14 protein-coding genes and 2 pseudogenes are annotated in these 10,313 nt (G+C 43.5%); 4 read left to right on the top strand and 12 right to left on the bottom strand.

The genetic code is table 11. From position 1 onward, the window contains the following. Together fdhD and V3S16_RS12950 are read left to right on the top strand one after the other, a co-directional pair. Nucleotides 1-768: formate dehydrogenase accessory sulfurtransferase FdhD (fdhD, locus tag V3S16_RS12955; RefSeq protein WP_413885588.1), on the top strand; the 768-nt coding region annotated here is incomplete at its 5' end. Between the two features lie 27 nt (nucleotides 769-795). Then, a complete protein-coding gene (locus V3S16_RS12950; protein ID WP_413885586.1) occupies nucleotides 796-1,215 on the top strand; it encodes a DUF6306 domain-containing protein in 420 nt (139 codons plus the stop codon). 298 nt (nucleotides 1,216-1,513) lie between these two features. Here V3S16_RS12950 and V3S16_RS12945 read toward each other — a convergent pair whose 3' ends face one another. The 11 genes and pseudogenes from V3S16_RS12945 to V3S16_RS12895 all read right to left on the bottom strand — a co-directional run bounded on the left by V3S16_RS12945 (nucleotide 1,514) and on the right by V3S16_RS12895 (nucleotide 8,665). After that, complete coding sequence (locus V3S16_RS12945; protein WP_413885584.1) at nucleotides 1,514-2,059, bottom strand: hypothetical protein; 546 nt, start codon at nucleotides 2,057-2,059, stop codon at nucleotides 1,514-1,516. A gap of 9 nt (nucleotides 2,060-2,068) precedes the next feature. Next, nucleotides 2,069-2,422 carry a type II toxin-antitoxin system VapC family toxin gene (locus V3S16_RS12940; protein WP_413885582.1) on the bottom strand — a complete coding sequence of 118 codons (354 nt, stop codon included), beginning with the start codon at nucleotides 2,420-2,422 and terminating at the stop codon, nucleotides 2,069-2,071. 2 nt (nucleotides 2,423-2,424) lie between these two features. Next, nucleotides 2,425-2,628 (bottom strand): type II toxin-antitoxin system VapB family antitoxin, encoded by a 204-nt coding sequence (locus V3S16_RS12935; protein ID WP_413885580.1) that lies wholly within the window; start codon nucleotides 2,626-2,628, stop codon nucleotides 2,425-2,427. 358 nt (nucleotides 2,629-2,986) lie between these two features. Next, nucleotides 2,987-3,391 carry a CBS domain-containing protein gene (locus tag V3S16_RS12930; protein ID WP_413885578.1) on the bottom strand — a complete coding sequence of 135 codons (405 nt, stop codon included), beginning with the start codon at nucleotides 3,389-3,391 and terminating at the stop codon, nucleotides 2,987-2,989. Between the two features lie 648 nt (nucleotides 3,392-4,039). Beyond that, nucleotides 4,040-4,393 (bottom strand): annotated as a pseudogene (locus V3S16_RS12925) (MBL fold metallo-hydrolase); the annotation flags it as partial. 137 nt (nucleotides 4,394-4,530) lie between these two features. Continuing rightward, complete coding sequence (locus tag V3S16_RS12920) at nucleotides 4,531-4,830, bottom strand: type II toxin-antitoxin system RelE/ParE family toxin (RefSeq protein WP_413885576.1); 300 nt, start codon at nucleotides 4,828-4,830, stop codon at nucleotides 4,531-4,533. Continuing rightward, on the bottom strand, nucleotides 4,814-5,092 hold the full coding sequence (locus V3S16_RS12915) for a type II toxin-antitoxin system Phd/YefM family antitoxin (protein WP_413885574.1): 279 nt from the start codon (nucleotides 5,090-5,092) through the stop codon (nucleotides 4,814-4,816). Before V3S16_RS12915 ends, V3S16_RS12920 begins: the two co-directional genes overlap by 17 nt. A 229-nt stretch (nucleotides 5,093-5,321) precedes the next feature. After that, nucleotides 5,322-6,137: a class I SAM-dependent methyltransferase gene (locus V3S16_RS12910; protein WP_413885572.1), complete on the bottom strand. Its 816-nt coding sequence runs from the start codon at nucleotides 6,135-6,137 to the stop codon at nucleotides 5,322-5,324. A 159-nt stretch (nucleotides 6,138-6,296) separates the two neighbouring features. Further along, the gene (locus V3S16_RS12905) at nucleotides 6,297-6,746 is read right to left on the bottom strand and encodes an acyl-CoA thioesterase (protein WP_413885570.1); all 450 of its coding nucleotides are present in this window, start codon (nucleotides 6,744-6,746) and stop codon (nucleotides 6,297-6,299) included. Nucleotides 6,747-6,780: 34 nt separating this feature from the next. After that, nucleotides 6,781-8,079 (bottom strand): hypothetical protein, encoded by a 1,299-nt coding sequence (locus V3S16_RS12900; RefSeq protein ID WP_413885568.1) that lies wholly within the window; start codon nucleotides 8,077-8,079, stop codon nucleotides 6,781-6,783. A 118-nt stretch (nucleotides 8,080-8,197) separates the two neighbouring features. Beyond that, on the bottom strand, nucleotides 8,198-8,665 hold the full coding sequence (locus V3S16_RS12895; protein ID WP_413885566.1) for a hypothetical protein: 468 nt from the start codon (nucleotides 8,663-8,665) through the stop codon (nucleotides 8,198-8,200). 121 nt (nucleotides 8,666-8,786) lie between these two features. Here V3S16_RS12895 and V3S16_RS12890 point away from each other — a divergent pair. Both V3S16_RS12890 and V3S16_RS12885 read left to right on the top strand, forming a co-directional pair. Next, a pseudogene (locus tag V3S16_RS12890) lies at nucleotides 8,787-9,382 on the top strand (IS30 family transposase). Between the two features lie 197 nt (nucleotides 9,383-9,579). After that, nucleotides 9,580-9,945 (top strand): pyridoxamine 5'-phosphate oxidase family protein, encoded by a 366-nt coding sequence (locus V3S16_RS12885; protein WP_413885565.1) that lies wholly within the window; start codon nucleotides 9,580-9,582, stop codon nucleotides 9,943-9,945. A 43-nt stretch (nucleotides 9,946-9,988) separates the two neighbouring features. On the opposite strand, the gene V3S16_RS12880 is transcribed toward V3S16_RS12885, so the two are convergent. Continuing rightward, nucleotides 9,989-10,313, bottom strand: a 325-nt coding sequence (locus V3S16_RS12880) for a hypothetical protein (protein ID WP_413885563.1), incomplete at its 5' end; no start/stop codon positions are given.

Below are 10,313 nucleotides of genomic sequence, written 5' to 3'. Positions count from 1 at the left end.
TGGGACAAATCATCCAACCGCTCATTGGAACATGAACTACTTGGCGAAGAACCGCTCTCGATCATAATTGAGGGCAAACCGTATTCGGTTGTGATGCGCACCCCGGGAGATGAACTGGCCCTTGCCGCCGGCTTCTGCCTGGCCGAAGGGATTGTGGATACTGCCGATGATTTTACCACCATTACTTGTTGTGAAGACACTGATAAAAACGTGGTCGCCATTACCCTCAGCCAATCAAGACGCAATAACATAGCCGATCTTCTGGACCGCCGCGGCTTTATCAGCCAGACCAGCTGCGGCATTTGCGGCAAGGAGATCGTTCAAGACCTTTATCAAATGGTTCAGCCCATCAGCAATAATACGTCAATTGACAGCAAACGGGCACTGGAGTGTCTTGAAAATCTTAACCGCCATCAGCCCTTGCGCGATAAAACCCGGGCATCCCATGCCGCCGCCCTCTTTTCTTCCGATTTTAAACTCCTGACAGTAGCCGAAGATGTCGGGCGCCACAATGCCTTGGACAAAGCCATCGGCGAGCTGTTTCTGACCCGCCGGCTGGGCGAGGCTTCACTGGCAGTCCTTTCTTCCCGCATCAGCTATGAACTGGTTCAAAAGGCCGCCAGGGCTAAAATTCCCGTTATCTGCGCCCTTTCGCGCCCCACTTCCCTGGCTGTTGAACTGGCTGCCGGTCTCAACATGACCCTGGCCTGTCAGGCCGACGAAACCGGACTGATAATCTTCTGCAACGAGCACCGTCTTAAATTATAACTCAAATCATAAACAAGGGATGCTACCATGACTCAAATTGACAGCACCTCACTTTTGGATTTTTACAACCTGCTGTTAGAGGCTGAACGCGCCGGCGTAAAGGTACTCGGAGAGTTACTCTCGCAAACCGAGGACCAGCATCTTTTGGACCTTTTAAAGAAGTTTTTGCGGGATGAAGGCGTCAACTGCCGCATTCTGATCGCCCTGATCCACGATCTCGGAGCCGAGCCCAGCAATAGGACCGGAGATTTCGTCGACAAGGTGCTGGCGCTGGACAGCTTAAAAGAGCAGATCGACCTGCTGATCCGCGGTCAGGAATGGGTGGCGCGGAAAATTCGGGGATCCCGCCACCTCTTACCGGCAGGATCACCACACCTGTTCATGGAAGCGATCAAGGTACAGCACGAAGAAAATGTGGACACCCTGAATATATATTTAAAAACCTAAACTGATCGGTTCTAGGTTCAGAGTTCTAGGTTCAAAGGTTATAACATCTCGATATCAATAACGTTACAACTCAATGTCAGGATTGGTCTTTTGCACCCATTGGGTGAGAATTGCTTGCCACCTCTATTGAGGCGTAACTCTTTTGAATTGAGTCTGTTAGGGCTCATCAACCCGGAACCCCTGGCCCAGACCTGATTTCAAGAAGTTGGACCCAAGGCATATATTTTAATAGCAGAGGGTTGATCCCCTTGATAACGGTCGTCGCGCCAGGGCGGGCTTGAACGTTGAACCATTCAACCTAGGAAGAAGCATTACCCATCTCGGACAATTCTTTAAAGTTAATCAACTGCCGGCGCATCATGATTAAGTCACCCCAAGGCAGTATGAGGCGCATTAGCACCCCAAGTATTCCTTGCGGGTAGCGAACAAGCAATTTTACGATCAAACGACACTTACCATCGCTTTGTGGAATGATAAGATAGCTTACCCCTGTATCACCAAAAAATTTCAGTGCAAATATATCTTTTTTGATGCGAATCGTAACATGTCGATTACGCTTAAAATCAACCAATTCGAATATTGTCATCACTGTTTGGCCAACCGCAAGGTTATCTAATCCGGGAGTCAGCTTTCGGGGACTGCGGCGGCCGAAATTGTCTATCCAGTCATAGCTATAGGGTGCGACCCGCATTTGGCAGAGCCATCGGAAAATTATTTCCGGCTTCGACTGAATGGTTATACCCCGGTAGTATGCCTCATCGAAAACTTCTATGAAACCATCACAAGGGAAATCGAGAAGACGCTCATGAGGTTCTGTCCCCCATATACGACTCTTTGACAACATAAAAACATCCTATAACCCATTTAATTTAAAGGCGGTTTCTTTGAGTCTCTTATCATTCGTCCAAAGAGGAATCCCGGACAATTGAGCAGATGCTAGAAGGTGCACATCGACAAAACCGATTCCGGTTCCACTCAAATGGTTCTGTTCGATAAAATATAGATATTCAGCGAGATCTATAGTTGGCACTTTCGGAAGGTCTTGTAGCAGGGCCAATATTTCAGATCGATTTTTGATATTTCCGCAAGCTAACTCACCAATTACAAAAGGGTGGCAGACAACTTCGCCATCAAGCAAGAGTTTCTCAAGTTGGATATCATCCCTTCGAAAGTGATTAACCCATACAGAAGTATCAACCAGAACCATCGTTACAACTTTGCAGATCTACGCCTCGGTATAGGCCGCAGATCCTTTTCTGTTCCGCCCAGTTTTGCAAGTCGCTTGCTGCTTTCACGGGCAATCAAGGCCTCTAAACCGAGTCTGACCAAGGCGGTTTTTTCTTTGATTCCGGTTAAGCGAGATGCTTTTTCCAACACATCGTCGTCTATGTTTAATGTTGTTCTCATATGCATTAATATGCATCTTTTATGCATACATGTCAATTTAAAAATGAAATGCTAACCCATAACCGGCAGCAAAAAACAGAGCGACGAAGGAGCGGCCCTTTTTGCTGTCCGAAAAAAAGGGGGTCAAGTCCTACTTTTGACCCTTATTAATACTATCTTGAATTTTCCCTATCCGTTTTTTAATTTTCCTGTCATATTTTTAAAGCCTCAAAAAGCTTTGGCTATCAAGAGGCGACCCCGATACCTAATAAATATTTAACCAACTATCTTTTAATCATGATTTATTTACTTGTTTATATACGTTCCACATTCATCATGGGTCAATAGTAGGACTTGACCCCATTTCTACTGATTTCTTACATAATTACAACATCAGCAAACATTTGAGAATATCTTTCCACGACAAGATTCCGTCAATATTTCCCGAAGGCGAAACAACAGGGAGGCAGGAAATATTCTTTTTTAACATAATACTCGCTGCATCATCTACAAGGGTGTCCGGTTCAACAGTTATCGGTTTTCTTGACATAATCTGATGAGCTTTTTTCTTTAGCGTTTGCCTGGCACGAGAATCTTCTGAAATGGTATTTACATAAGGACTGATCTCTTTAAGCACATCACGATCAGATATGATGCCAATGAGTTCCCCATCGTCCACAATCAGGAGATGATGAAACTTGTGCTTTTCAAAAATCTTTTGTATTTGTCCAAGAGTATCATCCATTTCTATTGTAATAACCTTTGTTGTCATAATCTCATTAACAATCATAATAATGATCACCTCGCATTTTTCCTATCACAATATACAAAAACTTCTATAGATACTCTCGTTGAAGATTTTTTGCCGCAATCATGCCTTTGGTAAAAGTGAAGATTTGTAACCAACATCATCATGTCAGTACTCCTGTCTATATAGATAAATTCCCCTGATGGGCAAGAGCAGGGCCAAAGAACAATGTACCATCCCATATAGATACCGGCGTAAAGCAGCAATCTACGGTCACAAACCTATCATCACGTGGAACGGAGTAACCCGCTGACGGCCCTCAGCTTTGACTGAGTAGGTAACCAACCGGAAGCACGCGGGTATGTCCCAAGAAACAAAGGCCCAGGGTAATGCCTGGGATAGGCTGACGTGGAACGGGTATTCGGGAAGGCAAGGGTGCTTAAGAAAGGCCGGAGCTTTAGACACACGTCCTCGGACGTAGTGAAAACCAGTTGCCCCCGGAGTGCATTTGCCAAGCGGCCCCCTCTGGTAACAGTTTGGGCTGTGCCGATGACAACGGCCCGGATACTCAAGCGCCGGATGCGTCGAAAGATCCAAGTCCGGTTTTGTAGCAGAGGCGGGGCCGTGATGCCCCCGTCGACTGCACCTTAGGAGACCTGATTGGTATTGATTGCAGCACGAATAGCCTTATTAAAACTCTACTTCCATACCGTCAAAACCAATTTCTGTTTCTGGAAAAATATCACAGGCTGATGCAAGTCCAATTTTTAATCCCAAAGTATTATGATGAATAAGAACCAAACGTCCCACCTGCGCTTCAGCAGCAACTTGTGCTACAGCACTGGTATGACTATGTCCCAATTGTTCAGAAACATTTGACAAGCTATCGGGCATATAACACTCACGCAAAAGAACATCAACTCCTTTTATTTTTTCTATGTATGGCGATTCTGGTCTAGCGATCGTATCCGTTACATAAGCTAAAGAATGACCAGGCCAATCTAACCGAAATCCAAAACATTTGATCGTGTGTTCCAAAGGAAAATAGGTTACGTGGAATTGAGCTGATCTGAAAAAGCACGAGCTTTTTCAGATCAGCTCCAATGATTTGTTGAACAATAGATTGAAAACAACCTTTCAGGTCTTGGCACTTATCACTTAGAGGTTAGCATTGTGCTGGTTTAAACCTGTAAGATTTTGGCTCCATGGATAATTCTTAGAATAAAGACTGAATCTGCAATGACTCTATAAATTACTCTATACTTTTTATAAATTAAATGACGGTAGTCAGTTCCGAAAAACTCATTTTCGGGTATCAATGGATGACGCTCAGGATAAGTATTAAGTGAATAAAGCTTTTCCTCAAGTTGAAGTACAAAATTGACAGCATTATTAGGGCTGTCGGCCGCAATATAATAATAGATATGCTCTAAATCATCTTGCGCATGCTGAGTTAAATTTACCTTACATTTTTTTGTCACGCTTAAATTCCTTAAAAAATGCTCGAGCCTCTTTAAATTTACTGTTACTTATGTCCTCTTCAGCCGGCGCAAGAAGCTTGAGCAAATTAAAGGCATTATTAATTTTCTCATATTCCTTTGCGTCCATAAGTACAGCCTTCGCTTTGCCGTTAACTGTCAGAATCACAGGCCGTTTCGTCTTATGGATTTGTTCTAGAATAGAGTTGGTATTCCTCTTCAAATCAGTAATTGAACGAATATCCTGAGTAATGCTTATTACCATTTTAATCACCTCTTTACCTTTAAATGAATGCTATATTGGATGTTTTTAATATGTAATATTTGATGCTAAAAGTCAAGATTATTTGATGTGTAAAATGCTAACGTCAAGCATCAGCGGCCACGATGTCGTTGATTAGAACTTAACCTTTCGCATCTCGCAAAACTGGATTACGAACCACAGAATTCGGGTCCGTTGCATGCGTTTGGGCGGCACTTTGGAGTTATCACGTTCAACTGGAACGATATGCCTTGAATACGATAGCTTGCATTTTGGCTTTGATTGATGACTGCCCGTATGTGTCACTGATAACACCCTCCACAATATCTACAACCTTTTCTACTTCAATTCCAGCACGTTCAGCAATCTGGCTGCAAACAGGTGTTCCCAAGATGTATCCCAAGGCAACCTGCCGGGCCGTTTCACAAAGGCTATCTCTCGGTAGGACTGTAATCTCAATATCTCCAAAACCGGCCTGCCCCAACAATCGCTTGACTTCATCTATCTGATAATAACCGTATGGCACATCGAAAAATGGAGGTGGGTTTTCCGGAAACAAACGAATAAGCGTTTCATTGACGGTCCGGATGAGATGATTATGCTCATACGAATCCCAAATATTGAAGACAAATGCCCCTTCTGGTTTCAAAACTCGCACCACTTCTTTAAGCGCAGATTGTTTATCCGGAAAAAACATCAGGCTGAATTGACAGACAACCGCATCAAAAAAAGCTGATGGTAATGATAAATTGGTGGCATCAGCAATCCGGAACTCTAAATTGTGGTGAGTGTTGAACTTGCGCTTGGCATGCTCCAGCATCGCTTCATTTAGGTCGGTGACAACAATTTTCACATCTTGCGGCAACACATTTCGGAGTTGTCGGGTAGCGATGCCTGTACCGGCAGCGGTTTCCAGCACAGTCCCCCCGGCGGGCACAGAAACCCGTCGTGCAAGGTCAAGCGCGTATTCTTCGAAAATAAGTGGCCCCAAATACTGGTCGTAATGCTCAGGAATTGACCCAATGAAGGCTGTGTGAGAATCAACCATACTTCCTCCTAACTTTCGTTTAAGATTAGATTATTTTAGCTGTCCAACTCACAGATAACGAGCGGCGTCGCCCAGCGACAAAAGCCCGATGTTTAAATAGTTTTTAATATCATACAGATCAATTCGGACAAGCTGTAAGCCGTCCCGTTCATTTGTTTGTTAAGTGCGGTCTACCCCTGCATGATCAATCGTTGTTCCAGGAGACCCTTCTTCAAGTTTTTTTCGCATATCTTTTGGAATTTCCATTTTTTTATGTTCACCTGCACTTACCATCACGTAAATAATCTCTGCTGAAGCTATATTAACAGCAGTTTTATGATTAGAAAACTGAACTTGTAAGGTGTATGATGAAGTTCCTACTCGTATAGATTTAACCGTTATTGCAATTACATCATCAAAATGAGCTGGAGCTTTCCAGTTAATAGACAGTTTTACAACTTGATTATCGATTCCTTTAGATAAAATATCATTGTAATTGCCCCAAATGACACGCATGAATTCAGTAACAGCAATATCAATATAATCTGCATACCTTCCGTAAAATACCACTTTTTGTGCATCGCATTCAGAATATCGAACTCGAAGCAGATGACAGAATTCATCTCTCATTTATCTATATCCCAATGTTCACTTTATCACCTTGCTATGTAAACATCCGGAGTCCTGACCAAAGTTCGTACACCGGTTCTTCAATCCTCGGGTTGAATTCATTAGGACCATAGATGATCACAAAGGACATGCGTTGAAAGCGTAGAAAAGACTCTAAATCAAAAGTACGGCCGAGGTTGAGTCTGAAGGTGCCGCTGTTTAAATAATGTTTCTCATTTCCATCCTCATCAACAAATAACGGCACATGCTTTGGTTCGTGTGTATGGCCTAAAACGCAGAACCGTACACTTTGCCCTATTAGACCTTTGAGTTGTTTAACGGCAAATTCAGATGAAGTTGTATCCGATATAAAACTTGAAATTTTCTCAAGTAAACCCACTGGCACATGCGTGCCAAAAAGCTTGACAGCCCGCAAGGCGGTCTGGAGTTTGTCTGCTTCGTCAAGGCGGATGTTCCATTGGTCATGTTTTTTGATCCACGCTTTATAGTAATCAAGATCTTGAAATTGGTCAACAATTCCTTGAATCATTTTCGAGATCTGGTTTTTTATCCTCGGCTGTGGAAAATCCTTCAATATGTCCTGTAGGTAACTGATGGCCATCAGGTGGGGTCTGACATGCTCAATATCACGGAGTCGTCGTTTTGCCGCAACTGGAATTGAGAGCTTTTGCGCTTTGTGACCGATGGCGGTAAACAGCATTGTCGTCATCGAATCGCCAATGGGTTGCTCCTTATATCGGAAATTGCCGTTCCTGTCGAACTCGCAGTTAAAGGGATCGGCTTCATGGCCATGCATCACTAGGGTCTTGTGATCGTCATCAAGGATAAAATTCTTAAACTTCTTTTTGCCGGTCTTTTTAAGTAGAACCTCATATATTTTCCGACGCATGGCATCATCCATGTTCACAACGCGATCATGGTTGCCCGGGATATAAATGCGGTCAATCTGCGCATCATTCTGCCATACTTCTGCAAACTCCGGATGTTGACCGCTCAACCACGCTAGGGCTTCTGCATTGTTGGGATGACTTATAATCTTGTCAAGTATCGCCCGGCATTTAGCAAGCATTTTGCTATCATTATACGGCTCTTGCCACGGACATTCCTCACTGCTTGCATCAAACCAATCTGATGACCTTAAGGGATCGAAGATATCGCCGTTATATACAAATGACACTTTTTGGATGGCCCTCCGGTGCTTCACGATTTCAGAGACCTTTTCTAAGAACCGGCGAAAGGCTTTGTGGTTGACATTCGTAATATCTCTTTCCCCTTCCCCTTTGTTGCTTGTTGTGCCGTCTGTAAAATGTAAATCACTGATAATTACGAGCATCGCCAACTCCTTTCTTTAATGTCCGATAACCCTTTTTTCTCACAAGCCTGATTGGAGCATTTGTGTACTGCGTGTGTACATCGGGCACATCGGGATGTCCCTAATCCCTAATGTCCCCTTAACGCCAAATTGGTTGAATATCGTGTTCGTGTAAAAACTCTTCTGCCAGCTCCTTGATCTTTCGATCTCGAAAATCAAAATATGCGTTCACAACATTTTGGTCGTTAACTTCCGCCTTCCAACCACCGATAGAGCCTGAATATGCTTCTTGTGCTTTTACCCGTAACTCTTCGTCATCCGTCCAGTTCGAGTTCAAAAATTCGCGAAGTATGTCGTGGTGTTCACCGTGATTTCGCCCGCGAATCTCCAAATACATCTCAGGCGCTGCCTCAACTTTCTCTCTAAGGGTAGCGTTTTCTTCAGGCTCTATCCCCGCCCACATTTCAGCATCATCATCCTCAATGAAGACCCAAAATACCTCACCTGTTTTGAGATCAAGATACGTGGACTGAGGATAATGCTCAAAATCCTCATCTCGCTGGAATGCTTCAATAAACATGAACTCGTCAACAGAAATTTTTCGCATAATTCAAAGCCGGTGAATTCAAATTCAAAATGCACCATAACCATATAAATGAATAGTGGACATGACATGCTATCCGGTAATGTGAGGAGAACCACCAACCCACAACCAGAAGGAGCCCATCATGTCCTATTTCCATTTAACATCTGAGGAACGTTATGTCATCTCCCATTTAGTCCTTTATGTAAAATGCAAACTAGAGCAGGACTGGTCGCCTGAGCAAATCACCAACCGGCTGACCGTTGATTGTCCAAACGGCAAAACAATGCGTATCTGCCACGAAACCATTTACCAATGGATTTATTCTGACGCTAAGAATGGCGGCGACCTCTATACCCATTTTCGGCGGCATCACAAAAGGCGCCGTAAACAGCGACGTTACGGTTCCGGCCGCGGTTTGATACCAGGACGGATAAGCATCTCGAAACGTCCTGAAGTTGTCGACAATCAAAAACGTTTCGGCGACTGGGCAGGTGACACGGTCAAAGGGGCGAAAGGTAGCGGCGGCATCGCCTCCCAGGTTGAGCGCAAAAGACACTTACAGTCGACAATGGCAAGGAATTCTCCTACTTCAAACAGCTTGAGAAAAAAACAGGTTTCTCTATTTATTTTGCCGATCCTTATTCGTCTTGGCAGCGCGGTTCAAATGAAAATACTAACGGTCTGGTAAGACAATACTTCCCGAAAAGGACTAAACTATTACCATCCGGGCTTCGGTAGGCGGAAGCAGAATAAGAATCGTCATATGTAAGTTCAGGGATATTTTCTGCTCATCAAAAATGCATAAAAACATGAGCATCCCCTAGAACATAAAGTACATTATAAAATATGGACTTGGCATTGACACATTAGCGGCTTTATCCTATATTTCCTTTGCCCAAAAGGGAATTTAAATAAATGAAAATAAGGAGGTTATTATGACTAAGCTCACGGACGAAGCCAAAAAGGCAATCAAAGAAATACGCCCGTCGTTGTTGGCTACCGCAAGCAAGACCGGAAAGCCAAATGTCTCTGCCAAGGGATCGCTGCGAGTTCTGGATGATGAACATGTTGTATTTGCAGACATTGCCTCTCCCCGAACTGTCGCCAACATCAGGGAGAATCCCCAGGTGGCCCTCATCTGTTTAGATGCTGCAGCGCGAAAGGGCTGCCGCATTTGGGGAAAAGGTAGTATCTTCAACTCAGGTGAACTCTTCGATCAATTAGCCGCTGAGTATGCTGAGAAAAACATGGAGGTGAAAAATGTGGTAAAAGTGGCTGTGGAGGAGGTTGAGACCTTCTAATCAGAAGGCTTTTTGCGCTCCGGTGAAAGAGCATGTTAAATGCTCATTTTATGAAAATAGAAATTAGAGATAAAATCAAAGCTACAACAGCTACTACTGTTGCAATCAAGAATTTTCTGTTTTCGCTTTTCATTGTAGCAAGTACAGATGCTAAATAGGGAAAATGCACACAGTGCTTATCCGAACCAGCCCTTAAAGTGAAAAATAGCACTTTTGACCCATCATCATTTGTATACCCGAATTTGTTTTCTAAATGATAGTACAGCCGTCCAAATATTAGGTCTGGATCAACTTTAAATTTCTTGGATATGATTTCAATATCAATTGGAACATACATTTTCGAAGATCGTGTTTTGTTTTCTTTTTCA

It is taken from the genome of Candidatus Desulfatibia sp. (assembly GCF_036446775.1).
In the GTDB taxonomy this organism is placed as follows: Bacteria; Desulfobacterota; Desulfobacteria; order Desulfobacterales; family UBA11574; genus Desulfatibia_A.
Note: the sequence above shows the minus strand (reverse complement) of the source record. Positions and strands in the feature narration are given on the sequence as shown.

What these genes read in the sequence shown, in the direction of transcription:
- V3S16_RS12950 (WP_413885586.1), top strand. Translation starts at nt 796, where the DNA reads ATGACTCAAATTGACAGCACCTCACTTTTGGATTTTTACAACCTGCTG.
- V3S16_RS12945 (WP_413885584.1), bottom strand. Translation starts at nt 2,059, where the DNA reads ATGTTGTCAAAGAGTCGTATATGGGGGACAGAACCTCATGAGCGTCTT.
- V3S16_RS12940 (WP_413885582.1), bottom strand. Translation starts at nt 2,422, where the DNA reads ATGGTTCTGGTTGATACTTCTGTATGGGTTAATCACTTTCGAAGGGAT.
- V3S16_RS12935 (WP_413885580.1), bottom strand. Translation starts at nt 2,628, where the DNA reads ATGCATATGAGAACAACATTAAACATAGACGACGATGTGTTGGAAAAA.
- V3S16_RS12930 (WP_413885578.1), bottom strand. Translation starts at nt 3,391, where the DNA reads ATGATTGTTAATGAGATTATGACAACAAAGGTTATTACAATAGAAATG.
- V3S16_RS12915 (WP_413885574.1), bottom strand. Translation starts at nt 5,092, where the DNA reads ATGGTAATAAGCATTACTCAGGATATTCGTTCAATTACTGATTTGAAG.
- V3S16_RS12910 (WP_413885572.1), bottom strand. Translation starts at nt 6,137, where the DNA reads ATGGTTGATTCTCACACAGCCTTCATTGGGTCAATTCCTGAGCATTAC.
- V3S16_RS12905 (WP_413885570.1), bottom strand. Translation starts at nt 6,746, where the DNA reads ATGAGAGATGAATTCTGTCATCTGCTTCGAGTTCGATATTCTGAATGC.
- V3S16_RS12900 (WP_413885568.1), bottom strand. Translation starts at nt 8,079, where the DNA reads ATGCTCGTAATTATCAGTGATTTACATTTTACAGACGGCACAACAAGC.
- V3S16_RS12895 (WP_413885566.1), bottom strand. Translation starts at nt 8,665, where the DNA reads ATGCGAAAAATTTCTGTTGACGAGTTCATGTTTATTGAAGCATTCCAG.
- V3S16_RS12885 (WP_413885565.1), top strand. Translation starts at nt 9,580, where the DNA reads ATGACTAAGCTCACGGACGAAGCCAAAAAGGCAATCAAAGAAATACGC.